This window comes from Bradyrhizobium sp. F1.4.3 (assembly GCF_040548375.1).
In the GTDB taxonomy this organism is placed as follows: Bacteria; Pseudomonadota; Alphaproteobacteria; order Rhizobiales; family Xanthobacteraceae; genus Bradyrhizobium.
The window spans coordinates 106,094-129,814 of sequence record NZ_JBEPRN010000002.1 but is presented as its reverse complement, the minus strand read 5'-3'; the positions used below and the strand labels follow the sequence as shown (position 1 = coordinate 129,814).

The following is a 23,721-nucleotide window of genomic DNA, read 5'->3' as shown; positions in this document are numbered from 1 at the left end:
GATTGGATCGATGCACGCGTTAAGCATCTCCTCCGGCCCGATACCCCACGACCTAGGTCTGACAACATGCCGCTAGATCGGATAGCGGCCATGCGCTAGTGTTTTATCCGACCGGTTAAACACCGGCGGCTTGAGGGAGAAAAACGTGAAATCCAAGGTTATTGGCGCGGTATCATTGGCGGTCGCTGCGGCCGGGCTGTTTGCAGCTGCTGCACCCGCATTTGCGCAACAAAAGACGATTACGGTCTGGTGGGGCAAGGGCTTCTATCGCTCGGAAGACGACGCGCTGCTCGACACGATCAAGAAGTTCGAAGCCAAGACCGGCATCAAGGTCGAATTGTCGCAGTACGCGATCCAGGACATGATTCCGAAGACGGTCGCCGCACTCGACGCCGGCACCGTGCCCGATGTCGCCTATTCCGACAGCTATGACGTGCAGGCGCAGGGCAAGTGGGCCTATGAGGGCAAGCTCGAAGACCTCACTGATGTCATGGAGCCGATCAAGGATCGGTTCGTGCAAAACACCCTGGATGCGTCGATCCTCTATAACGACGTCACCAAGAAGAAGGCCTATTACGGCTTCCCGCTGAAGCAGCAGAGCATGCACGTCCAGATCTGGAGCGACATGCTGGAGAAGGCCGGCTTCAAGCAGAGCGACATTCCGACCGACTGGGCAGGCTACTGGACGTTCTGGTGCGACAAGGTCCAGCCGGGGATCCGCAAGGCCACCGGCCAACGCATCTATGCTGTCGGGCAACCGATGGGCGTGGAATCCACCGACGCCTTCCAGTCGTTCTACACCTTCATGGACGCCTACCACGTCAAGCTCGTCGACGACGACGGCAAGTTGCTGGTCGACGATCCCAAGGTCCGCGACGGCCTGATTCATGCGCTGAAGGACTACACCGACACCTATATCAAGGGCTGCACCCCGCCCTCCTCCACGACCTGGAAGGATCCGGACAACAACGTCGCCTTCCACAACAAGACGATCGTGATGACCCACAACTTCACGATTTCGATCGCGGCGAAGTGGTACGAGGACTCGCAGAACCAGGCGCTCACGCCCGAGCAGCGCGAGGCCGGCAAGAAGGCCTACGAGCAGGACATCATCACGGCGTCCTTCCCGAAGGCACCCGACGGCTCGACCATCCGCTACCGCTCCGACGTCAAGACCGGGCTGATCTTCACCGCGGCCAAGAACAAGGCCGAGGCCAAGCAGTTCATCAGCTTCCTGCTCCAGGAAGAGAACGTTCGCCCCTATATCGAGGGCGCGCTCGGCCGCTGGTTCCCGGTGACCAAGGAAAGCCAGGCGAGCCCGTTCTGGCAGGCCGACAAGCACCGCAAGGCGGTTTACGCCCAGTTCACCGGCGGTACCGCGCCGTTCGACTTCACCAAGAACTGGAAGTTCACGATCCTCAACAACGAGAACGTCTGGGCCAAGGCGATGAACCGGGTCGTCAGCGAGAAGGTGCCGGTCGACAAGGCCGTCGACGAACTGATCATCCGCATCAAGCAGGTCGCGGGTTAAAGCACTCCACCCTCTCCCCGTTCTTACGGGGAGAGGGTTGGGGCCAGGGGCTCTCTCCGCCAGTAGCGCGCACAGTGAGTCCTGTACCCCCTCACCCGGATCGCCCAAGGGCGATCCGACCTCTCCCCACAGGCGGGGAGAGGTGTAAGATTCGAGAGAAGAGTCCGAACGAATGGCGATTACGCTCTCTGGCGATCATGCGATCCCCTCACCGCCCTTGTCGTCGCGGCTGACCCCGGCGCAGGTCTGGGGCATCGTGCTGCTCACGCCCTATCTGCTCGTCTTCCTTGCCTTCGTCGTCTATCCCGTCTGTTACGGGCTGTGGCTGGCGCGCGCTCCGGCAAACTATGTCGCCCTCTACAACGATCCGATCTTCGCGCGTGCTGCGGTCAACACGCTGATCTTCCTGGTCATCGGCATCAACATCAAGATGCTGATCGCGCTGTTCCTGTCCGGATTCTTCGCGCAGCAGCGCACCTGGATCAAATGGCTCTCGGTGATCTTCATCCTGCCCTGGGCGGTGCCGTCGATCCCGACCATCCTGTCGGTGCGCTTCATGCTCAATCCCGAATGGGGCGTGATCAACCACCTGATCTTCTCCTTCACCGGCGATGACGGCCCGAACTGGCTGAACGACCCGACGGTCGCACTGACCATGGCGATCGGCGTACATATCTGGAAGTCGCTGCCGTTCTGGACGCTGATCCTGATCACCGGGCGCCTTGCGATCTCGCACGATCTGTTCGAGGCCGCCGAAGTCGACGGCGCGAGCTGGTGGCAGAAGTTCCGTTTCATCACCTGGCCGTCGATGCAGACCCTCTACATCACCTGCACGCTGCTTTCGATGATCTGGACGCTCGGCGATTTCAACAGCGTTTACCTGCTCACCGGTGGCGGCCCCGCCGACCTGACGCACGTGCTGGCCACGCTCGGCATCCGCTATCTCCGGCTCGACCAGCTCTCGCTCGCGATGGCCTCCATCGTCTGCGCGATGCCGTTCGTCCTGCCGCTCGTGTACTTCATGATGAAACGGTTGTCGCGATGAAGCTCCCTACCTTACGCGAAGTCGCGACCGAAGCGCGATTGCTCCTGATCGGCATTCCCGTCTTCCTCTGGACGATGATACCGATCTACCACATGTTCCTGTTCGCGATCTCGCCGAAGGAAGACGCGTTCTCCGGCAAGCTGTGGCCGGACCATCCGACGCTGCACAACTTCGAAATCGTGTTCAAGCAGCAGCATTATTTCCTGCGCGACTTCTATGTGCAGTTCTGGAATTCGCTGGTGATCGCGGCAGCCGTCGGCGTGTTGACGCTGGTCATCGCGACCGCAGCGGCGTTCTCGATCTCGCGGTTGCGCGTGCCCGGCGGACGCATCGTGATGAATCTGGCGCTGTTCACCTATTTCATCCCCGCGGCGTTCCTTGCCGTGCCGATGTACCGCACCATGGGCAATTACGGCCTGCTCAACAATCACTGGGCGCTGATCCTGGCGATGGTGACGATCGCCTCGCCCTACGCGATCTGGGTGCTGAAACAGGCATCCGACAAGCTGCCGGTCGAGCTGGACGAGGCCGCGGTGATGGACGGCGCGACGACGCCCCAGATCTTCCGCCTGGTCTATTTGCCACTGATGATGCCCTCGCTGGTCGCGATCGGCACCTATGCGGTGCTGCTCGCCTGGAACGAATATCTCTACGCATTCCTGCTGCTGTCGAACGACCGCGAGATCACGCTTCCCGTCGCGCTCGGCAACTTCCTTGCCGCCGACGATTCGCCGTGGGAGCTGTTGATGACCACCGGCTTCATCTACGCGCTGCCGCCGGCCGCGATCTACTACGCCTTCCGCCGCTACATGGTGGGCGGGCTCACGGCGGGTGCGGTGAAGTCCTAAACAACCGCAGCGCGCTTCCTGCGATAGGCGACCAGCAGCGCGATCGTCGAGCCGAGGAAATAACCGGCGGTGGCGCCGGAGATGGCGCGGCCGACGATGATTGCGAGCGCGCGGTCGCTGGCGTCGATCGCCGAGATCACGCCGACGGCATATTGCAGCGAGAACACGACGAGGTTGCGGACCAAGGCAGACGCGCTGCCCGGGCGGATGATCAGCCCGCTGGCGTGATCCACTTCAAACGGGCGCGGCGTCAGCACGCCAAGGGGCAACAGCGCAAGCGCCGCCACGGTCCAGGCGACCAGCGGCCAGACGTTATCCTGATGCCCGAAGCTGATCCGCGAGACGCCCCAGACGATGAACACGACCGGCACGATCAGCGCACGCCAAATCGGCACGGTGCCCGGCTGCGTCGCCTTGATGCCCTGCCAGACCAGATAGGCCAGCAGCGCGAAGACCCAGAGCGGCGTGTGGGTCAGTATCTGGTAGGCGAATGTCATGACCGCCTCCGGATCACATTGGCGCAGCGCTCTCGGCCTGCGAGCTCGACAGTTTTGAGGCGAGCGAGGCGACGACGATGACAACCGCGATCAGGCCGATCACCAGCGTGCAGATCGCGTTGATCTCGGGCTTCACACCGAGTCGCACCTCGGAATAGATCCGGATCGGCAAGGTCGCCGAGCCGGGGCCCGTGGTAAAACTCGCGATCACGAGATCGTCGAGTGACAGCGTGAAGGCCAGCATCCATCCGGCGACGATTGCAGGCGCGATCAGCGGCAGCGTCACCGACAGGAAGGCGCGGACGGGATCGCAGCCGAGGTCCATCGCGGCCTCCTCCAGCGAACGATCGAGCGAGCCGAGGCGGGACTGGACGACGACGGCGACGAAACACATCGTCAGCGTGGTATGAGCGATCGTCACCGTCCAGAAGCCGCGCTCGGCGTTCAGCGCCACGAACAGCAGCAGCAGCGACAGGCCCGAGATCACCTCTGGCATCACCAATGGGGCGTAGAGTATGCCCGAGAACAGCGTGCGGCCGCGAAAACGCTCGCCGCGTGACAGTGCGACTGCCGCGAGCGTGCCGAGCAGGGTGGCAATGGTTGCGGACGAGACCGCGACCCGCAGGCTCATCCAGGACGCCTCGATCATGGCGCGGTCATTGAAGAACTCATAATACCAGCGCAGCGACCAGCCACCCCACACCGTCACCAGCCGCGAGGCATTGAAGGAGTAGATCACGAGAATGAGGATCGGCAGATAGAGGAACGCCAGACCCAGCGCGAGCGAGGCGATGTTGAAGCGGGACAGGCGAAAAGCCTTCCGCATCTCACCGCTCCTCCAATTGCCGCCGCTGGAGCCGCTCGTAGAGCAAGAGCGGCAGCAGCAACACCACGAGCAGCACGATCGCCGCCGCGGAAGCGACCGGCCAGTCCTTGTTGGTGAAGAATTCAAGCCACAGCGTCTGGCCGATCATCAGCGAATTGGAGCCGGCGAGCAGGTCCGGAATCACGAACTCGCCGACGATCGGGATGAAGCACAGCAGCACGCCGGCGCCGAGGCCGGGCAGCGACAGCGGGAAGGTGACGAGCCAGAATACCTGCCACGGCGGGGCACCGAGATCGGAAGCCGCCTCCTCCAGCACCGGCTCCATCTTCGCGAGCGTGGCGTAGAGCGGCAGTATCATGAACGGCAGGTAGGAATAGACGATACCGATATACATCGCGCTGTCGGTGGAAAGCCACACCACCGGCAGGCTGACCAGATGCAGCGCCAGCAGGATCTGATTGAGCAGGCCGTCGTGCTGGAGGATGTTGATCCAGGCATAGATGCGGATCAGGAACGAGGTCCAGAACGGCACGATCACCAGCACCATCGCCACCGCCTGCCAGCGCTTCGGCAGCCGCGCCATGCCGTAGGCGATGGGATAGCCGATCAAAAGCAGCAGCGCGGTCGCCGTGACAGCGACGGTGAGGCTGCGCGCATAGGCAAACACATAGATGTCGTCGGAGGCGAGCAGCTTGAAATTGTCGATCGACAGTGCAGCTAAGGCCGCCTTGAGCGATGTCCACCCCGCCGTCAGGTCGAATACCGGCTCGTAAGGCGGCTGCGCGATCGCGGTCTGCGACAGGCTGATCTTCAGCACGAAGCCGAACGGCACCAGGAAGAACAGCACCATCCAGACATAGGGCCCGATCGCGGCGAAGCGCGCCGGTCGCGCGAAGATACGGCGCGCGCTCATGACGGCAGCACCACGCAGTCGTCGGGCGTGAACCAGGCAACGACGTGCTGGTTCAGGCTGTAGGCGTCGACATCGAGACGCGCGCTGTTGGCCACCGAAGCTTGCAGCATTCCGCCGGAATCGAGCTTCACCTGGTAGGTGGTGGTGCCGCCGAGATAGCAGATATCGGCGACCACGCCGTCCAGCCGGTTGATCGCCGTTTCAATACCGGCCTCGCTCACCGGGCCGCGGCGCGACAGCTTGACCTTCTCAGGGCGGATCGCGACCGACAATCTTGTCTCGCCGATCGGCTCGCGCGGCTCGGCCGCCACCAGCGTGCCGGCATCGCGCGTAGCAATCACCAGACGATGACCGTCGCGCAGCTTGAATTCGCCGTCGAACAGATTGATGTCGCCGACAAACTCCGCGATCCAGCGCGAGCGCGGCGCCTCATAGAGCTCGCGCGGGGTTGCGACCTGAGCGAGCCTGCCGGCGTTCATCACGCCGATCCGGCTCGCCATCGTCATCGCTTCCTCCTGATCGTGGGTGACGATGATGAAGGTCATGCCGAGCCGGCGCTGCAGCTCCATCAGCTCGCCTTGCGTGCTCTCGCGCAGCTTCTTGTCGAGCGCTGCGAGCGGCTCGTCGAGCAGCAGCAGTTGGGGTCGACGCGCCAGCGCGCGGGCCAGCGCCACGCGCTGCCGCTGGCCGCCGGAAAGCTGGTCGGGCTTGCGCTTCTCCAATCCCTCGAGCTTCACCAGCGCCACCATCTCCGCCACCCGGGTGGCGATGTCGGCGCGCGCCATCCCGGCGCGCTTCAGGCCGAAGGCAATGTTGTCGCGCACCGCAAGATGCGGAAACAGTGCATAGTTCTGGAACATCATGTTGATCGGCCGCTCATGCGGCATCGCCTGCGCGATATCCTTGCCGCCGAGCAGGATGCGCCCCTCGTCCGGCGCCTCGAAGCCGGCGAGCATGCGAAGCAGCGTCGTCTTCCCGCAACCGCTCGGGCCAAGGAGAGCAAAGAACTCGCCGGCCTTGATGTCGAGCGACACACCGTCAACGGCGCGGAAGGTGCCGAACGTCTTCGCCACGCCCTCGATGCGCAGCAACGGCTGATCCGCCGCCGGATGCGCATTTCCGCCGGCCGCATCAACCGCGACGTCAGTCCTGGGCAACTCGTCAGTCATGTTCCCTGCCAACCCCGATTCCGCCGCACGCTAGCGGCGGATCGGCCTTTGCTCAACCGGTTCGAGGTGAGTCGTTCACCCCCGCCATGAACGCAGCGAGCGCATCCCGGTCCGCCGCAGGCATCGTCAGGCCCAGCTTGGACCGGCGCCAGAGGATATCGTCGGGGAAGCGCGCCCATTCGTGGCTCATCAGATAGCGCACTTCGGCGCCGGTCAGTTCGGGACCGAAGGCTGGGCCAAGTTCTTCGCGGCTCTTCGCCTCGCCCAACACCGCCGGCAATCGCGAACCATAGGCCGCGACCAGCCGCTGCGCCTGCGGCTCCGAGAGAAAGCGCCAGCGGTCGCGTGCAAGGTCAACCTCGGTATCGAAACGATCCCAGGCAAAATCTCCGCCGGGCAACGCTGCGCCGGCGGTCCAGGGCGGCGACATCGGATAGAACGGCGTCAGCCGCGTCACCGCCCGCTCCGCGCGCAGGCGCGACGTCGTGACGTCGCCGCTGAACATCGTGAGCAGCGGCGCCTTGCGCCGGCGCGCATGGAACAGCGTTGTCCCATCGCGCCGCTGCGCTGCTGCTGGCATCAGATTGACGCCCGAGACCGTCCGCACCACATCGGCCGGCGCGACCCGCTCGCGAAAATAACGGCTGGCCGCTTCACAGAGATAAGTGACGTCCGCACCGGGCATCGCAACGATCGCTGGATCACCAGTGAAGGCGTGCGTGACCGTGCCGATCAGCGTGAAGTCGCGCTCAAAGGGGCTGGCAAAGATCAGCCGCCCGTCGTTGTTCTGGAAGACATAGACGTTGTCGGACTCGAACAGCCGCGGCACGATGATCTGGCTCATCTGCATCGCTGCCATTGAGGGTTGCGGCTGCCGCAGCACGGTCTCCGCGACCATCGACGTCCAGCCGCCCGTGACATTGGCCAGCGCGCGGGCGGTGACCACCCAGCGATGGCCACGATCGACCACCGCGAGCCGCCAGGTGTCGGTCCTGTCGGCACGGACGCAGCGCGCGCCGGTCCGGATCGTGGCGCCACGTTCGGCGGCATCCAGCGCCGTGAGCACGACCAGGCGGGTATCGTCGACCACGCAGTCGGCATATTCGAAGGCGATGCCGAACGGACGCTTCAGGGCGTTGCCAACCGGATGATGCGTGATGTCGAGGGTGGTCGATCCCGAAAGCCCGCCCCGATTCGTGAGGCTGTCATAGACATAAAGGCCTGCCCGTAGCAGCCATGGCGGACGCGCCTCGGAATGGACGGGGATCACAAAGCGCATCGGCCGGACCAGATGCGGCGCGATCCGGAGCCAGGTCCCGCGCTCGGCCAGCGCCCGGCGCACCCGCCAGAAGCCGCGCCGTTCCAGCACTGACAGATCGCCATGGATCAGCCGCGGTGTCGCCGACGAAGCAGCACCGCCAAGATCACCCTGCTCGACCAGAATCACGCGGAGGCCGCGGCCAGAGGCATCGCGCGCGAGGCTGACACCGTTCAGGCCGCCGCCGATGATCGCAAGATCGTAATCCGCCATGAAACCGTCGAGAGGGAACGAAGCGCCCCATCACTAGAGCCATTTCCGTTCCGATGAAATCGGAACGGGGCTCTGGATTCCTATTTTGACGCGTTTTCTTGACGCGAACCGGAATCCACTTCGCTCGAGAACGCTCTAGCCGGTCTTGAGCGCAAGCTCCATGGCCTCGGCGCGGCCGACGAGGCCGGCATATTGCCCGATCGGCAAGGGCTTGCCGAGCAGATAGCCCTGCACGCCGTCGCAGCCTTCCTTGGCAAGGAAGGCGAGCTGCTCGATCGTCTCGACGCCCTCGGCGATGATCGACATTTCGAGGCCGTGGCCGAGATCGATCACGGCGCGGACGATCGCCGCCGATTGCGGGTTGCGGCCGAGATTCATGATGAAGGCGCGGTCGATCTTGATCTTGTCGAACGGGAACGCCTGGAGATAGCTCAGCGAGGAGTAGCCGCTGCCGAAATCGTCCATGGAGATGCGCACGCCGAGCGCCTTTAGCCGGCGCAGCAGCGCCAGGCCGCGATCAAAATCCTCGATCAGCACGCCCTCGGTGATTTCGAGCTCGAGCCGGCCGGGCGCAAGCCCGGTTTCGAGCAGGATGGAATGGACGAGCCCGACCACGTCGCCGTGCATGAACTGCGCTGGCGACAGATTGACCGCAACCTGGAGCGGCTTTGGCCACGACGCCGCCTCGCGGCAGACCTGGCGCAAAATCCATTCGCCCATCTCGACGATCAGGCCGCTCTCCTCCGCGATCGGGATGAATTCGGCCGGCGAGACCTGGCCGCGAACCGGATGCTGCCAGCGCGCCAGCGCTTCGAAACCGATGATCTCGCTCTCGGCGACGCTGTGTCTCGCAATCCCTTGCGGCTGGAACGCGAGCGACAATTCGCCGTTCTTGATCGCCTTCGACAGGTCCTGGTGCAGCACGCGGCGGTCGCGGATCTGCTGGTCCATTTCCGGCTGGTAGAGGCTGATCGTGCCGCGCGACTTCTGCTTGGCGCGGAACAGCGCGGCGCCGGCATTGGCGAGCAGCGAGGCACCGTCGGCACCATTATGCGGGAAGACCGACATGCCGGTGGTGACACCGGCGCGGACCGCGCGGCCGTCGATCTGGAATTCCTGGGCGATGGCGTCGCCAAGCTGCTGCGCCAGCGCGAGGCCCGCATCAGGCTGCTTGCCGTCGATGATGAGCCCGAACTCGTCGCCGGAGAGGCGCGCCACCACGCCGCCGCGCGCGGCGTCCTGGAGCCGCTGGGCCACCTCGACCAGCAGCTTGTCGCCGAGAGCATGGCCGAAGACGTCATTGACCTCCTTCAACCCGTCGAGATCGATGCAGAGGACGGCGAACTCCTCGTCGGTGCCCTCGCACGCCTCGATCATCTGGGTCAGCGCCTGGAGGAAAGCGGCCCGGTTGGGCAGGTCGGTCAGGCCGTCATGATAGGCCATGTGCGCCATGCGCGACTCGGTCTGCCGCCGGTCGGTGACGTCCTCGTGGGTCTTGATCAGATATTGCGGCTCGCCGGCATCGCTTAGCACGGTGGCGCGGCGGGTGAGGAACAACCGCAGGCCATCCTTGGTGGAGATCGGATGCTCCTCGGTGACCATCCCGCGCTTCTTGATCGCGGCCTCGTCGCGCGAGATGATCAGCTTGGCTTCCTTGGGATTGAAGATATCGGACGCGGTCAGTCCGGTGGCTTCCTCGCGCCTGCGGTTGAGGATCGTCTCCGCGCTGCGATTGGCAAGCAGATAGCGGCCATCCTTGACCTGCTCCACGATCAGCGCCACCGGGATGTTGTCGACCACGAGCTCGAGGAATTTCTTGGTGCTCTCCAGCTCTTGCGACAGCGAGCGGCGGTCGGTGATGTCCTCGAACAGGAGCAGCAGGAATTCGGGCTTGTTGTTTTCGTTGCGGACCACGATCCGGATCGAGGCAACCATGCTCCGCGCCCCGTCGCGCTCGACCTCGAATTCGTTGCGGTACTGGCCGTCGGGCGCCGCGAGCGCCGCGCGGTCGGTGGCCTCGATGCTGGCCGCCGAGACCGGCGCAAACAGCTCGCGCGCGTTCTTGCCGGCAACGAAGTCCCGCGAGAAGCCCCAGAAGCGCTCGTAGGCGCTGTTGGCGAAGATGTAGCGGCCGTCCTCGATGGTCTTGGCGGCGACGCAGGCCGGCACGTTGTCCAGCACCGTTTCCAGAAACTGCTTGGTGGAGGCGAGCTGCCGCGACAGCTTGCGCTGCTCGCTGACGTCGAGATGGGTCGCCACCGACCCGCCGTTCGGCAGAATGAAATATTTCACCAGGATGGCGCGCCCGTCCGGCAGTTCGGTGATCAGGCCGTTGGTGCTTGCCGCCTTCTCGTAGAACTCGTCGTCGGAAACACCGCCGAGGACTCCGCGCGCGCGCCGCAGCTCGAGGATGTCGTAGCCGGTCATGTCGGCCCAGAGGTCCGACCGCGACAGGCTGTAGATCTCGAGATAGCGGTCGTTGCAGAAGATGATGCGCCGCTGCGCATCCGTCATCACCACGCCCTGGTTGAGATTGTTCATGGCGGAGGAGACGAAGGCGTTGCGCCGCAACTGGGACCGCCTGGCGCGGTGCAAGGCGGAATTGATCCAAAGGGCGATGGCCGCCAGCAGCGCGCAGACAACAATGCCGCCGATCAGGCTTTCCCAGACCAGACTGGGATCGAGCCCGCCGAGATAGTCCGCCGGGGCGAACCGTTCGGACAGCGCAAGGGCGCGCGCAGGCGTCATCGCTCCGGCCAGGCACACGACGACCTGCACAGCTATCAGAATGGTGCTGTCCGCGTGCCAGTTCTTCTCAGCCATCCGCCACCCGCGATTTCAGCTGCGGATTGTCTGGCTTCACGGGTTTGGATCGGGTAAACGCCTGTACGCGCAACAGAAAAATGTGACGTAAAATACGGCAATTGCCCTGACATGATAAACGCTTCCTTAATGGAAAACGGCCGCGCGGCAGGTTTCCCAGGCAAACAGGCTCCGGCGCCCTCGGCACCTCCAGCAAGAACCCTGAATAACCATGGATAGGGTCGACTGCGTCGTCATCGGAGCCGGCGTGGTCGGGCTCGCGGTGGCCCGGAAGCTGGCACAGGCCGGGCGCGAGGTGATCGTGCTCGAGGAAGCCGAGGCCATTGGCACCGTGACCTCCTCGCGCAACAGCGAGGTGATCCATGCCGGCATCTACTACCGCGCCGGAAGCTGGATGGCGCGCATGTGCGTCAGCGGCAAGCACGCGCTCTACCGCTACTGCGGCGAGCGCGGCATCCCGCACAAGAACTGCGGCAAGCTGATCGTCGCAACCAGTGCGAAGGAAACCGAGAAGCTGCAATCGATCAAGGCGCACGCCGCGGCCAACGGCGTGCTCGACATGCAGCTGCTCTCGGGCGAAGCCGCGCGCGCGCTGGAGCCGTCGCTTGCCTGCGACGCCGCACTGCTTTCACCGTCGACCGGCATCATCGACAGCCATGCCTACATGCTCTCGCTGCGCGGCGAGGCCGAGGCGGCGGGCGCGGCCTTTGCATTTCACACACCGCTGATCCGCGCCAAGGCGGTCGGCGGCATCATCGAGATCGAGGCCGGCGGCGAGGCGCCGATGACGCTGCAATGTGGCCTTCTCGTCAACGCCGCCGGGCTTTCGGCGACGACCGTGGCGCGCCACATCGACGGCATGCCGCTGGAGCGGATTCCGCCGGCCTATCTCGCCAAGGGAAACTACTTCAGCTGCAACGCGAAAGCGCCGTTCTCGCGCCTGATCTATCCGGTGCCCGAGCCGGGCGGGCTCGGCGTCCATCTGACGCTGGACATGGCGGGACAGGCGCGTTTCGGCCCCGATGTCGAGTGGATCGAGACGATCGACTATGAGGTCGATCCGTCGCGCGCCGAGCGCTTCTATCCGGCGATCCGCAAATACTGGCCGACGCTGCCCGATGGAGCCTTGATGCCGAGCTATTCCGGCATTCGCCCGAAGATCGTGCCGCCAGCCGTCGCCACGCAGGACTTTCTGATGCAGGGTCCGCGCGACCACGGCGTCGAAGGCCTGATCAATCTGTTCGGCATCGAATCACCGGGCTTGACGTCGTCGCTCGCGATCGCAGACCACGTCGCCGAGCTCGCAGACATATAAGCGCCGCGCAACGATGATTGCGCAGCGCGCAGCTTGCAGCAGGGATGAGCGCAATGGCTCTGATCCCTGCGTGAAAGGGTACGATCAAACTCTACGCTGTTTACGGGGGTTATTAGTGAAGCGTGTCGCCGGTGTGCTTCAGACGCTCGATCTGGTCCTTGACCATCAACTTCCGGCGCTTCAACTCAACAATTTGCAGGTCGTCTGTTGAAAGGTGCACGAGAGCTTCGTGCAATTCGTGTTCGAGAGTTTTGTGCTTCCGTTCCAATTCAACCAGATGTGCCTGAATTGTCATTCGAAACCTCCTCGGTAGGGGTGAACCTTGGATTCGATCCGGACGAGCAAGTGTACATCACCGATTCGATCTGTCGATGGATATCCATCGTCGCAGTGTCATTTTTGAAAATTCATATGTAATGAAGCGTGAGTAAGGAACCGCGCGGCGAAAAATCCATGATATCAACGCGCTTGCCTGAGCCGCGGTAAGCGATCCACCGAAATATCTTGCGAGAGAATGCTGACCGACGATCCAGATGCTTGCGATCACGCCGCGCAAGGACGATAATTTCCACAGGGCATCCACAGCCTTAATCTCAAGCCTATCGGTTTTCGGCCACCGCAGACATGACCAATGAACACGAGCGCGAGCTCGAAGCCGAACTCGCCCGGTTGCACCAGGAACACCGAGATCTCGATGCGGCGATCGATGCACTGCATCAATCGCCAGCCCCCGACCTATTGCGGTTGCAGCGGTTGAAGAAGCGCAAGCTGTTGTTGCGCGACCGTATCGCCTTCATCGAAGACCAGATCACGCCCGACATCATCGCCTGATCCACAGGCATCGTTTCGCAGGGAAGCCGCGGCATTTGAATCCGCTTGACTCAAAAGGAACAAAGAGAGAACATTTGGACCCAACCGCCCAGGGAAACGCAGATGTCCGCAACCGTCCTTTTCGACAACAGCCATTATGAACAAGCCTGCGATCAGGCCATCGCGATGTGCGACGGCAATCTGCGCAGCACCATCAAGGCGCTGATCATGGCCAACGAATATCTGGAAACCGAGCTCGAGGAATTGCAGGCGGCGATCTCGGCAGGCTGCATTCCCGAAACCTCACCCAGCAAGGCGCGGAGCAGCGCCGCCTGATGTCACCATTGGGAGCAACGCCATGTCGGATGTCACCTACTACGTTGCAATGCCATTCCTGATCGATGCCGACGGATCGCCGGTCGCAGGCGCCGCCGAAGAATTCCAGACCTCGACCGCCGCGTTACGGCGTGCCGAGAGTCTGGCCCGCGGTGCCGGCCACATCGGCGCGGTTGCGTTCAGCCGCAGCGGCGATCCCATGACCGGCGAATTCGGTGACGCAAAACTGCTGCGAAAATTCGGCAACGTGCCGGAAGACCTCGCCACGCTGTAGATTATTGTTTGAGCATGATCTCCGCGCAAACGCATTCTGCGTTTGTCGCAAGCGAAAGCCGATGCACACTTTTCCGGATCACGCTCTAGCTGCTCATCAGCCCGATCCGCGGCTCATGCCGGCGGTGCGCCTTGCGCACATACATGGCAGCATCGGCCTCCTCGAGGGCGCGCGCTGCATCGGACTGCGAGCCCAGCAGCGCGACACCGGCGGAGGCGCCCGCCGTCACGTGCTGGCCGCGAAAGACGAACGACAATTCGTCGACCGTCTGCTCGAAGATCACGGCTTTCGCCTTGGCATCGGTCTCGCCGAGATTCCACAACAGCAGCGCAAATTCGTCGCCGCCGAGACGTCCGACCACGTCGGACGCGCGGATCTGCCGCGTCAGCGTACCGGCGATCGCCTTGAGCACTTCGTCGCCGGCGGCGTGGCCAAAGGAATCGTTGATCGGTTTCAGCCGGTCGACGTCGAGCACGATCAGCGCGCCGCTGGCATGGTAGCGCTTCATGTAGGCGACGGCGCGCTGGAGCTCGCGCTCGAAACCGCGGCGGTTCGGAATGTCGAGCAGGAAATCGGTGTCGGCGGCCGCCTCGAGTTCCGCGATCCGCCGCAGCGCCTGCTTGAGCTTGGTTCGCAGGCCGCGGATGGTCGCCTTGATGGTCGCCTTGGCGCCGTCAGCAGCGGACGCGCGGCGCCGCTTCGGAGCCGCAGAACGCTTGGGGGCAGTTTTCGCTCGGCTCCCGCTGGTTTTTCCGCCCTTTTTGGCCTTCACCGCGGTCGCCCTTCTTGGTTTCTTCATGGGCATCCTGCTCAATGAAGGCTTGCGGGGATTCACCAAGACAGGATAGTGCATTCCCTTCTCCTTGCCACCGCCTTGCGAGCCGCCGGCCGGAACCGTTAATCTGGCCTATGTTTCTGTTTTCCCGAGAACAATTGACGACATGACCGCGCCGATCGCCATCATCATGGGAAGCCAGTCGGACTGGGACACCATGCGGCATGCCGCCGACACGCTTGCAGCGCTCGGCGTTGCCTGTGAATCCCGCATCGTTTCGGCGCATCGGACCCCGGACCGGCTGTTTACTTTCGCCAAGGGCGCCAAGGCCGCTGGTTTCAAAGTCATCATCGCCGGTGCCGGCGGCGCTGCGCATCTGCCCGGCATGGCCGCCGCCTTGACGGAACTGCCGGTGTTCGGCGTCCCGGTCGAATCCAGGACGCTCAAGGGCATCGATTCGCTCTATTCGATCGTCCAGATGCCCGCCGGCATCCCGGTCGGCACCCTGGCCATCGGCAAGGCCGGCGCGATCAACGCGGCGCTGCTTGCGGCGGCCGTGCTGGCACTGTCCGATCCGGCCCTGTCCGACCGCCTTGCCGCCTGGCGCAAGGCGCAGACCGAGGCGGTCGCCGAGCGCCCGGAGGACAAGGCGTGACTGACTCAAAGCAGGTGAAGCTGAAGCCCGGCGACACCATCGGAATCCTCGGCGGCGGGCAGCTGGGCCGGATGCTGGCGATGGCCGCGGCGCGGTTAGGCCTGCGCTGCCAGGTGTTCTCGCCCGATCCGGATTCGCCGGCCTTCGACGTCGTGCTGAACGCGACCTGTGCGGAATACGCCGATGTCGAGGCGTTGGAGCTGTTCGCCAACGACGTCGACGTCATCACCTACGAATTCGAGAACGTGCCATCGGCCGCCGCAATGGTGCTGGCAGCGCGCCGCCCGGTGCTGCCCAACCGCAAGATTCTCGAGACCACACAGGACCGGCTCGCCGAGAAGGATTTTGCCACGCGGCTCGGCATCGGCACCGCCGCTTACGCCGATGTCACCTCGGTCGCATCGTTGCGCGAAGCGATCGCAAGGATTGGCCTCCCGGCCGTGCTCAAGACCCGCCGCTTTGGCTATGATGGCAAGGGCCAGGTCATCATCCGCGAGGGCGACGACATCGCGAAGGTCTGGACCAGCCTCGCCACCAAGGCGGCGATCCTGGAAGCCTTCGTGCCGTTCGAGCGTGAGATCTCCGTGATTGCCGCGCGCTCGGCCGCAGGCCAGGTCGAATGCTTCGACGTCACCGAGAACGAGCACCGCGACCACATTCTGAAGATATCCCGGGCGCCCGCGCCGATCCCGGATGCACTAGCCGAAGAGGCGCGCAGCATCGCCGGCAAGATCGCGACCGCGCTCGACTATGTCGGCGTGCTCGCCGTCGAGATGTTCGTGCTCGCCAACGGCGCCGGACCGAAGGTGCTGGTCAACGAGATCGCCCCGCGCGTGCACAATTCCGGGCACTGGACACTCGACGGCGCGTCGGTCTCCCAGTTCGAGCAGCACATCCGCGCCATCGCCGGCTGGCCGCTCGGCAAGCCCGTTCGCCTCGGCGAGGTCGTCACCATGACCAATCTGATCGGCGACGAGATCGACGATTACGAAAGGTGGCTGACCGTCCCGGGCGCGACCGTGCACATCTACGGCAAGGGCGCGCCGCGCCCCGGCCGCAAGATGGGCCATGTCACCGAAGTCCGATCTGCGAAAGCCAAGTGAGGGGACCGCGGCGCCCGCCGCGATCCCGCTTCGTCATCACGCCGTCTTCACGCCCGCGACGACGCCGGTGGGGTCCTCGCTGAGCCAGCGATAGATTACTCCGCCCAGCGCACCGCCGATCAACGGCGCGACCCAGAACATCCAGAGCTGCGCCAGCGCCCAGCCGCCGACGAACAGCGCGGGGCCCGTGCTGCGCGCCGGGTTCACCGACGTGTTGGTGACGGGGATACTGACGAGATGGATCATCACCAGCGCAAGCCCGATCGCGAGCGGCGCGAAGCCGGCCGGCGCGCGGCCATGGGTTGCGCCCATGATGACGAACAGGAACATCATGGTCATCACCACCTCGGTCACGAAGCACACGACCATGCTGTACTGACCAGGCGAATGCGCGTCATAGCCGTTGGAGGCAAAGCCCTTGGTGACGTCGAAGCCCGGGGCGCCGCTGGCGATCACATAGAGCAGCTCGGCGGCAACGATCGCGCCGCAGACCTGCGCAATCACGTAAGGCAGGATCTGCCCTGTCGGAAAGCGACCGCCGGCGGCAAGGCCGACCGTGACGGCCGGATTGAGATGGCAGCCCGAGATGTGGCCGATCGCATAGGCCATGGTGACGACGCTTAAGCCGAAGGCCAAGGACACGCCGACCAGACCGATTCCGACCTGCGGAAAGCCCGCTGCGATGACCGCGCTGCCGCAGCCTGCGAATGTCAGCCAGAACGTACCGATGGCCTCGGCGGCATATTTCTTCATATCCATGTGGCGTCTCCCCTGATTTCAAGACCTCCGGATCAACCTCCGGAACAACGGCCCGCATTTTGGCGCCAAATCACCCAAATTGGGACCGCACAGGGATAGTTTTGGCCTCATTTAATGGCTGAACTTGGCCCGAAAAGCCGCCTCACAGGTGGACATGTCGGGTTTTGTCTGATACATCCGCGCCCTCAAGGTTAAGGGCCGGGCGTTTCGCCATCCCCTTAGACTTACCAGAATTCAAATCCGATCCACTGAAGAGGATGCCGCGTGCAGGTTCTCGTTCGCGATAACAATGTCGACCAAGCCCTCAAGGCGCTGAAGAAGAAGATGCAGCGCGAGGGCATTTTCCGCGAGATGAAGCTCCGCGGTCACTACGAAAAGCCCTCCGAGAAGAAGGCCCGCGAAAAGGCCGAAGCCGTGCGCCGCGCGCGCAAGTTGGCCCGCAAGAAGCTGCAGCGCGAAGGCCTGCTGCCGATGAAGCCGAAGCCGGTGTTCGGCGCCGGCCCGGGTGGTGATCGCGGCGGCCGTGGTGGCCCAGGCGCAGGTGCAGGTCCGCGCTGATTTTGCCGAAATTGCAAGACTGAGTTTTCGATGACGCGGGCCCCGGGCCCGCGTTATTATTTTGTAGCGGTGCCTTTTCTGGGATGGGGCACTACAGATGCGGCACCAGCGCGCGAGCGAACCGTAGATGGTCTCCCCTTTCCCCGAGCCCGGCTTTGCACAGTCGCTTCGACCCTGCCGACGCCCGCTCGCTTTGCTGTTGGTGGCGGTCGCACTGTCCGGCTGCTCCTTTGATCTGGGCTCGCTGATGCCCGAGAAGGAGAAGCCGCAGCAGGAATCCAAGCCGGCCACCGCCGACAACGCCGTGAGCACCGGGAACGTCAGCGAAGCACAGAGCCACACGGCAAAAGCCCAAGCGCTTGCCAAGTCGGGGGACACGACCGCGGCGCTCGACGAGTTCAATCGCGCTGTCGCGCTCGATCCCTACAATGCACAGGCCCTCTATGGCCGCGCCCTGGTCTACCAGGGCAACAACGAGCACGACCTCGCGATCGCCGATTTCGGCGCCGCAAGCGGGCTCAATCCGCAAAAGGTCGAACCGCTGCTCGGCCGCGCGATCAGCTATCTCGCCATCGGCAAGGTCAAGGAGGCGGCGGCCGATCTCGATGAGGCCTCCGAGGCCGATCCGCACAACGCGCAGGTCTGGACGATTCGGGGGCAGGCCTATGAGCGGCTGGGCGACAAGACCAAGGCGGCGGCGTCCTACACGAAGGCTGTCGCCCTTCGTCCACGCGACGATGCCGCCCGCAGCGGTCTTACCCGCGTCGGCGGCTGACAGATTTGGCGCAGTGCAGGCGCCGTCTTAATCGGGGGTAGCGCTCTTTGGCAGAACGGCGTGGAACATCGACTTGACGCCGGACAGCATCTCGTCGGCCACGTTGGTCTTTGGCCGCGGCACAGAACCGCCCGCGTCAGCGCGCAGGTCGAGCGGCGGTGCGATCACCGGGACAGGAATATCCGCCGGCGGCGTCAGCCGGTTCGGGTCGTCATTGCCGACTGAGGCGGTGTAGGGCGGGTTGGCGGGCGTCTCGGCGGATGGGGTCGACACCGTGATCGGTGGCGGCAGCGGACGCACGGCCGAGGGGGCCGCAGTCACGATCCGCGGGGCCTCCTGAGCACGGGGCGCTTCGGGGGCACGCGCCGCCTCCTGCGGCGCAGCCTCAGGCGACTTCTCGGCAGATTTGCTCTCGGGGAACTTGCGCAGGCGCTCGATCGCGGCGCGCGCGAGATCGTTGGCATCGGGGGTCGCGGTGGTCGGGGCAGCGGACGGAGCCGAATTGGCCTCCACCACGGGAACGCCAGCGGTAACGGCCGGGGTGGATTTGGCGACGGCCTTCTCGCGGGCCGAGGGTCGGCTGCGTGGGCTGGCGGGAGCAGCCTCGGCGGGAGCCACATCCGCAGCCTTGATGTCAGAGGCCTTGGTCTCAGCAGCCGGCTGGTCGACAGGCTTGTCGGCAGACTTCTCGGCCGCCGGCTTGTCCGTCACGCTTTTCTCGGAAATGCCCTTCGCCTTGACGCCGGGCGTCGGGAGATTGGCCACATCGGCGGGTTTGCCATTCTTGCCGGCTTGGGCGGGCGCCACCAGGGCGGCCGGCGTATCCGCCGCCGGCCTGGCGTTGATGTAGTGATTGACGATGTAAGCCCCGATGATCGTCGCGAGCACCGAGGGGAAAATATCCATCGAAATTTTAGCGAGGTATTTCAGCATTTCTCGGCCACCCCCCGCGCGATCTGATGCGGGAACTTTGGGGCATTGTAAGGGATCAACTGCGACGGATCGATGGCAAACGGTAACGCTCGCCTTACGGCTTCAGCTCGATCTCAAGGAACACGATCTCGGTTGAGGTTTCGTTAAGTACGTCATGTTGGACACCAGCCTTGCGAAAATAGGACTTTCCGGCCGCAAGCTGCGCCCTGGAACGCTCGCCGCCCGGCGCCACGATAGTCATTTCGCCGGCAACGACGGGAACGATCACGTAGTCCATACCGTGGGTGTGATGCCCAGTCGCGCTACCCGGGGCGAGCCGCCACTCGGTTACCCGAACCTCTTCGTTGTCGATCTGGACCTCGGACTTGGCGGCAAGCATCGGAACTCTCCTCACAAACAATAACCTAAAGCGCGATCGCGCTTTAGGGCACGAAAACCATGAACACGTAGACGGCAAATACCACCATATGGACCAGTCCGAACAGGACGTTTGTCCTACCGGTGCCGAAGGTCAGCATGCTCAGCAGGAATGTCAGGAATAGCAGCGCCGTGTTCGCCGGGTTCAAGCCCAGTACGAGTTGCTGGTCGAGCGCGTAGGTGGCGATCCCGACCGCCGGGATCGTCAGGCCGATGGTTGCGAGCGAGGAGCCGAGCGCCAGATTGATGCTCTTCTGGAGATCGTTCTTGCGGGCCGCGGCGATCGCGGAGACGCCTTCCGGCATCAGGATCAGAAGCGCGACCAAAAGGCCCGCAAACGCCGGCGGAGCGCCGATCCTGTCGGCGACGGCGTCGACGACCAGCGAAAACTTCTTGGCAAGAAGAACGACGGCCAGGAGCGAGATCAGCAGCAGCGCGATGCTGAGCGCCAGCATCCTGCCCGACAGGCGAGCCTCCCCGACCTCGCCGTCCACCCTCTCGTGGACGAAGTAATCCTTGTGCAGGACGGTCTGGGTATAGAGAAACACGCCATACAGCACGATCGTGACGACATCGACAAAGCCGAGCTGAAGCGCCGAATAGACCGGACCGGGCGTCGTCAGCGTGTAATTGGGCATGATCAGTGTGATGGTCGCCAGTGCAATGAGCCCACTGAGATAGACGTTGGCGCCCGAGACCTGAAAACCCTGTTCGCGGTAGCGCAGGCCGCCGATGAAGACGCAGAGGCCGACGAGACCGTTGCAGACGATCATCACGACCGCGAAGACGGTGTCGCGCGCGAGCTCCGGCGCCGGCTTGTCGCCGAGCATGATCGTGGTGATCAGCGCGACCTCGATGATGGTGACCGCGAGCGTAAGCAACAGCGTGCCGAAGGGCTCGCCGATCCGCTCCGCGATCACCTCGGAATGATGAACGGCCGCGAACACGGTGCCGAACAGGATCACCAGAAGGACGATCGCAAAGGCGCCCCCGCCAACCGACAGGGTAAAGCCGTAGCCGGTCGCGGTCACGATCAGGAACAGCAGCACCGCCAAGGCGGGGAAGATCCATGACGACCGCGGCATCGGTCCGTGTGCGCTCATGCAGGCGATTCCTTCAATAGGGAGACCGATTATGCGCGAGAAGATCGCGCCCGTCAGCCCTTGGGCGCATTGATGAAGTTTCGTGCGATCTCGATGACGCCAAAGCTGCCGAGATCGTTATGCCCGCCGCCGGGGATGCGAACAAACTGCTTCGGCTCGTGAGCCAACGCAAACAGTCTTTCACCGAATATGATCGGAATGGTCGGATCCTGCGCGCCATGCACGATCAGGAGCGGCGCAGTGACGCGCGCGATGCGCTCGTCCGAGTGAAACGGGTCGCGTATCAGGAGGCGGACCGGAACGAACCGGAAATGCAAGGCGGCGACGTCGGCGAGCGACGTGTAGGGCGCCTCGAGGATCAGCTTCCCGACCGGATGCCCGGATGTGATCGCGACCGCGACGCCGGTCCCGAGCGAGAAACCCCAGGCGACGATGCGTTGGGCATCATAACGGGCCGTGGCGAATGAATACGCGGCCACGGCATCGCGCAGCAGGCCGTCTTCGCTCGGCGCGCCGCTGGACCCCGCATAGCCGCGATAGGAGAGCGCGACGAGACCGGTGCCGTCAGCCGTGATGGCCTTGAAGCGGCCTACAAGGCCTGCGAGAAAATCGCCGTTGCCGTGGAAGTAGAGGACCACGGGACGGCCAGGTTTCGCCGGAACGTGCCAGACGATGACCTTCTCACCGTCCGACGTGGTCAGGAAATGCTCCTCGGCCTCCGGAAATCCCGCGGCGGCAGGCGCCGTGCGTTCGGCGGTCGGGACCGGAAACAGCATGGTGCGCTGTTTCACGAACAGCAGGACGAGGCCGGCGAGATAGCCGGCCGCAAGGATGATCGCGATCCATTTCAGGAATGTCATCGCGCCCAATTCCATGCGCCCCGCTGCTCGCGTGTCGCCTTGGCCAGAGTGCGATGAGACCGGTGCCACTCCTCGTTAAGGGCCACGGTCCGCGGCCCTCGCGCTACATCGCCTTCACAATGTTCTCGGTGACCTTCTTGGCATCGCCGAGCAGCATCATGGTGTTGTCGCGGTAGAACAGCGGATTGTCGATACCGGCATAACCCGAGGCGAGCGAGCGCTTGATGAACATCACGGTGCCGGCCTTCCAGACCTGGAGCACCGGCATGCCGTAGATCGGCGAGGTCTTGTCCTCCTCGGCCGCGGGGTTGGTGACGTCATTGGCGCCGATCACGAAGGCGATGTCGGCCTGCGCGAATTCGGAGTTGATGTCCTCGAGCTCGAACACCTCGTCGTAGGGAACGTTGGCTTCGGCGAGGAGCACGTTCATGTGACCGGGCATGCGGCCCGCGACCGGATGAATGGCGTACTTCACCTCGACGCCTTCCTTCTTCAGGATGTCGCCCATTTCGCGCAGCGCATGCTGCGCCTGTGCCACCGCCATGCCGTAGCCGGGCACGATGATGACCTTCTGCGCGTTCTTCATGATGAAGGCGGCGTCGTCGGCCGAGCCGAGCTTCGCGGGCTTCTGCTCACCACCGCCACCGCCGGCCGCGGCGGTTTCGCCGCCGAAGCCCCCGAGGATGACCGAGATGAAGGACCGGTTCATCGCGTGGCACATGATGTAGGACAGGATCGCGCCGGAAGAACCGACCAGCGCGCCGGTGATGATCAGCGCGGAATTGCCGAGCGTGAAGCCGATGCCGGCCGCGGCCCACCCCGAATAGGAGTTGAGCATCGAGATCACGACCGGCATGTCGGCACCGCCGATCGGGATGATCATGAGCACGCCGAGCGCCAGCGCGAGGATGACGATCAGCCAGAAGTCGAGCGCGCTGCCGGACAGCACGAGCCCGACGATGAAGAAGACCAGCGCCACGGCGAGTGCGATGTTGATGATGTGGCGGAAAGGCAGGATGATCGGCGCGCCGCTCATCCGGGCCGAGAGCTTCAGGAACGCAATCACCGAGCCGGTGAAGGTCAGCGCGCCGATGGCGACGCCGAGCGACATCTCGACCAGGCTTTGCGGATGGATGTTGCCGGGCGTGCCGATGTCGAACGCCTCGGGCGCGTAGAACGCGCCGGCGGCGACCAGCACCGCGGCCATGCCGACCAGCGAGTGGAAGGCGGCAACCAGTTCCGGCATCGAGGTCATGGGCACGCGGCGTGCGATCACCGCACCAATCGAGCCGCCGATGGCGATGCCGAGAATCACCAGCACCCAGGCCAGGCCGTCCGCCGGCGGATGGCTGGCGAGCGTGGTGGCGACCGCGATCGCCATGCCGATCATGCCGAACAAATTGCCCTGGCGCGACGACGCCGGGCTCGACAGCCCACGCAGCGACAGGATGAACAGCACCCCCGCCACGAGATACAAGAATGCAGCCAGATTGGCGTTCATCTCAGGTCCCCTTTGTCTTCGTCACCCCGAGGTGCACGCCGCTCACTTCACCTTCTTCTTGTACATCGCCAGCATGCGCTGGGTGACAAGGAAGCCGCCAAAGATATTCACGCAGGCGAAGATGAGCGCGATGAAGCCGAAGCCGCGCGCCCAGCCCGAGCCGCTCGAAATCATGCCGACTCCGACCGCGAGCAGCGCGCCGACCACGATCACCGAGGAGATCGCGTTGGTCACGCTCATCAGCGGCGTATGCAGCGCCGGGGTCACCGACCACACCACGAAATAGCCGACGAAGACGGCGAGAACGAAAATCGACAGCCGGAAGACGAAGGGGTCGACGACCTGTGCAACATGCTCCATGGCG

General features: G+C 64.0%; 26 protein-coding genes. 11 read left to right on the top strand and 15 right to left on the bottom strand.

Going from position 1 to position 23,721, the window contains the following annotated elements; all coding sequences use genetic code 11:
* Positions 1 to 145: 145 nt before the first annotated feature.
* From ABIB73_RS08065 to ABIB73_RS08055, 3 genes are all read left to right on the top strand, one after another.
* Positions 146 to 1,531, top strand: a complete 1,386-nt coding sequence (locus ABIB73_RS08065) for an ABC transporter substrate-binding protein (protein WP_354222845.1) — start codon at positions 146 to 148, stop codon at positions 1,529 to 1,531.
* Positions 1,532 to 1,703: 172 nt separating this feature from the next.
* On the top strand, positions 1,704 to 2,576 hold the full coding sequence (locus tag ABIB73_RS08060; RefSeq protein ID WP_354222844.1) for a carbohydrate ABC transporter permease: 873 nt from the start codon (positions 1,704 to 1,706) through the stop codon (positions 2,574 to 2,576).
* Positions 2,573 to 3,424 (top strand): carbohydrate ABC transporter permease, encoded by an 852-nt coding sequence (locus ABIB73_RS08055; protein ID WP_354222842.1) that lies wholly within the window; start codon positions 2,573 to 2,575, stop codon positions 3,422 to 3,424. Before ABIB73_RS08060 ends, ABIB73_RS08055 begins: the two co-directional genes overlap by 4 nt.
* Here the strand turns inward: ABIB73_RS08055 and ABIB73_RS08050 are convergent.
* The 6 genes from ABIB73_RS08050 to ABIB73_RS08025 all read right to left on the bottom strand — a co-directional run bounded on the left by ABIB73_RS08050 (position 3,421) and on the right by ABIB73_RS08025 (position 11,183).
* Positions 3,421 to 3,921: a DUF6622 family protein gene (locus ABIB73_RS08050; RefSeq protein WP_354222841.1), complete on the bottom strand. Its 501-nt coding sequence runs from the start codon at positions 3,919 to 3,921 to the stop codon at positions 3,421 to 3,423. The genes ABIB73_RS08055 and ABIB73_RS08050 overlap by 4 nt on opposite strands.
* Before the next feature lie 13 nt (positions 3,922 to 3,934).
* Positions 3,935 to 4,747, bottom strand: coding sequence for an ABC transporter permease (locus ABIB73_RS08045; protein ID WP_354222839.1), 813 nt, complete (start codon positions 4,745 to 4,747; stop codon positions 3,935 to 3,937).
* 1 nt (position 4,748) lies between these two features.
* Positions 4,749 to 5,660, bottom strand: coding sequence for an ABC transporter permease (locus tag ABIB73_RS08040; RefSeq protein WP_354222837.1), 912 nt, complete (start codon positions 5,658 to 5,660; stop codon positions 4,749 to 4,751).
* Complete coding sequence (locus ABIB73_RS08035) at positions 5,657 to 6,829, bottom strand: ABC transporter ATP-binding protein (RefSeq protein ID WP_354222836.1); 1,173 nt, start codon at positions 6,827 to 6,829, stop codon at positions 5,657 to 5,659. Before ABIB73_RS08035 ends, ABIB73_RS08040 begins: the two co-directional genes overlap by 4 nt.
* Positions 6,830 to 6,881: 52 nt before the next feature.
* Positions 6,882 to 8,360 (bottom strand): glycerol-3-phosphate dehydrogenase, encoded by a 1,479-nt coding sequence (locus ABIB73_RS08030; RefSeq protein WP_354222834.1) that lies wholly within the window; start codon positions 8,358 to 8,360, stop codon positions 6,882 to 6,884.
* Positions 8,361 to 8,495: 135 nt separating this feature from the next.
* Positions 8,496 to 11,183 carry a sensor domain-containing protein gene (locus tag ABIB73_RS08025; RefSeq protein WP_354222832.1) on the bottom strand — a complete coding sequence of 896 codons (2,688 nt, stop codon included), beginning with the start codon at positions 11,181 to 11,183 and terminating at the stop codon, positions 8,496 to 8,498.
* A 211-nt stretch (positions 11,184 to 11,394) separates the two neighbouring features.
* Between ABIB73_RS08025 and ABIB73_RS08020 the strand changes: the two genes are divergently transcribed.
* Positions 11,395 to 12,498, top strand: coding sequence for an NAD(P)/FAD-dependent oxidoreductase (locus tag ABIB73_RS08020; RefSeq protein ID WP_354222830.1), 1,104 nt, complete (start codon positions 11,395 to 11,397; stop codon positions 12,496 to 12,498).
* A 112-nt stretch (positions 12,499 to 12,610) separates the two neighbouring features.
* Here ABIB73_RS08020 and ABIB73_RS08015 read toward each other — a convergent pair whose 3' ends face one another.
* Complete coding sequence (locus ABIB73_RS08015; RefSeq protein WP_200469715.1) at positions 12,611 to 12,793, bottom strand: YdcH family protein; 183 nt, start codon at positions 12,791 to 12,793, stop codon at positions 12,611 to 12,613.
* A 329-nt stretch (positions 12,794 to 13,122) separates the two neighbouring features.
* Between ABIB73_RS08015 and ABIB73_RS08010 the strand changes: the two genes are divergently transcribed.
* The 3 genes from ABIB73_RS08010 (at position 13,123) to ABIB73_RS08000 (ending at position 13,918) form a co-directional block, all read left to right on the top strand.
* Positions 13,123 to 13,329: a YdcH family protein gene (locus tag ABIB73_RS08010; RefSeq protein ID WP_354222827.1), complete on the top strand. Its 207-nt coding sequence runs from the start codon at positions 13,123 to 13,125 to the stop codon at positions 13,327 to 13,329.
* 102 nt (positions 13,330 to 13,431) lie between these two features.
* Positions 13,432 to 13,644 carry a hypothetical protein gene (locus ABIB73_RS08005; protein ID WP_354222825.1) on the top strand — a complete coding sequence of 71 codons (213 nt, stop codon included), beginning with the start codon at positions 13,432 to 13,434 and terminating at the stop codon, positions 13,642 to 13,644.
* A 22-nt stretch (positions 13,645 to 13,666) separates the two neighbouring features.
* Positions 13,667 to 13,918: a hypothetical protein gene (locus tag ABIB73_RS08000; protein ID WP_354222823.1), complete on the top strand. Its 252-nt coding sequence runs from the start codon at positions 13,667 to 13,669 to the stop codon at positions 13,916 to 13,918.
* Positions 13,919 to 14,003: 85 nt separating this feature from the next.
* Here ABIB73_RS08000 and ABIB73_RS07995 read toward each other — a convergent pair whose 3' ends face one another.
* Positions 14,004 to 14,717 carry a GGDEF domain-containing protein gene (locus ABIB73_RS07995; RefSeq protein ID WP_354222821.1) on the bottom strand — a complete coding sequence of 238 codons (714 nt, stop codon included), beginning with the start codon at positions 14,715 to 14,717 and terminating at the stop codon, positions 14,004 to 14,006.
* Between the two features lie 142 nt (positions 14,718 to 14,859).
* Here ABIB73_RS07995 and purE point away from each other — a divergent pair, with 142 nt between their 5' ends.
* Both purE and ABIB73_RS07985 read left to right on the top strand, forming a co-directional pair.
* Positions 14,860 to 15,348 carry a 5-(carboxyamino)imidazole ribonucleotide mutase gene (gene purE / locus ABIB73_RS07990; RefSeq protein ID WP_354222819.1) on the top strand — a complete coding sequence of 163 codons (489 nt, stop codon included), beginning with the start codon at positions 14,860 to 14,862 and terminating at the stop codon, positions 15,346 to 15,348.
* Positions 15,345 to 16,451 carry a 5-(carboxyamino)imidazole ribonucleotide synthase gene (locus ABIB73_RS07985; RefSeq protein WP_354222817.1) on the top strand — a complete coding sequence of 369 codons (1,107 nt, stop codon included), beginning with the start codon at positions 15,345 to 15,347 and terminating at the stop codon, positions 16,449 to 16,451. Before purE ends, ABIB73_RS07985 begins: the two co-directional genes overlap by 4 nt.
* A 36-nt stretch (positions 16,452 to 16,487) precedes the next feature.
* On the opposite strand, the gene aqpZ is transcribed toward ABIB73_RS07985, so the two are convergent.
* The gene (gene aqpZ, locus ABIB73_RS07980; RefSeq protein WP_354222815.1) at positions 16,488 to 17,210 is read right to left on the bottom strand and encodes an aquaporin Z; all 723 of its coding nucleotides are present in this window, start codon (positions 17,208 to 17,210) and stop codon (positions 16,488 to 16,490) included.
* Positions 17,211 to 17,474: 264 nt separating this feature from the next.
* On the opposite strand from aqpZ, the gene rpsU reads away from it, so the two are divergent.
* Both rpsU and ABIB73_RS07970 read left to right on the top strand, forming a co-directional pair.
* Positions 17,475 to 17,768 carry a 30S ribosomal protein S21 gene (rpsU, locus tag ABIB73_RS07975; RefSeq protein ID WP_354222813.1) on the top strand — a complete coding sequence of 98 codons (294 nt, stop codon included), beginning with the start codon at positions 17,475 to 17,477 and terminating at the stop codon, positions 17,766 to 17,768.
* Between the two features lie 127 nt (positions 17,769 to 17,895).
* A complete protein-coding gene (locus ABIB73_RS07970) occupies positions 17,896 to 18,543 on the top strand; it encodes a tetratricopeptide repeat protein (RefSeq protein ID WP_354222811.1) in 648 nt (215 codons plus the stop codon).
* Between the two features lie 27 nt (positions 18,544 to 18,570).
* Here the strand turns inward: ABIB73_RS07970 and ABIB73_RS07965 are convergent, their stop codons facing one another.
* From ABIB73_RS07965 to ABIB73_RS07940, 6 genes are all read right to left on the bottom strand, one after another.
* Positions 18,571 to 19,476 carry a hypothetical protein gene (locus ABIB73_RS07965; protein ID WP_354222809.1) on the bottom strand — a complete coding sequence of 302 codons (906 nt, stop codon included), beginning with the start codon at positions 19,474 to 19,476 and terminating at the stop codon, positions 18,571 to 18,573.
* Between the two features lie 94 nt (positions 19,477 to 19,570).
* Positions 19,571 to 19,855: a cupin domain-containing protein gene (locus ABIB73_RS07960; protein WP_354222807.1), complete on the bottom strand. Its 285-nt coding sequence runs from the start codon at positions 19,853 to 19,855 to the stop codon at positions 19,571 to 19,573.
* Positions 19,856 to 19,898: 43 nt separating this feature from the next.
* Entirely contained in the window at positions 19,899 to 20,996 is a 1,098-nt protein-coding gene (locus ABIB73_RS07955; protein WP_354222805.1) for a calcium:cation antiporter, read from the bottom strand.
* 53 nt (positions 20,997 to 21,049) lie between these two features.
* Positions 21,050 to 21,856: an alpha/beta hydrolase gene (locus ABIB73_RS07950; RefSeq protein WP_354222803.1), complete on the bottom strand. Its 807-nt coding sequence runs from the start codon at positions 21,854 to 21,856 to the stop codon at positions 21,050 to 21,052.
* Positions 21,857 to 21,959: 103 nt separating this feature from the next.
* The gene (locus tag ABIB73_RS07945) at positions 21,960 to 23,357 is read right to left on the bottom strand and encodes an NAD(P)(+) transhydrogenase (Re/Si-specific) subunit beta (RefSeq protein WP_354222801.1); all 1,398 of its coding nucleotides are present in this window, start codon (positions 23,355 to 23,357) and stop codon (positions 21,960 to 21,962) included.
* A gap of 42 nt (positions 23,358 to 23,399) precedes the next feature.
* A complete protein-coding gene (locus ABIB73_RS07940) occupies positions 23,400 to 23,717 on the bottom strand; it encodes a proton-translocating transhydrogenase family protein (protein WP_018453812.1) in 318 nt (105 codons plus the stop codon).
* Positions 23,718 to 23,721 lie beyond the last annotated feature (4 nt).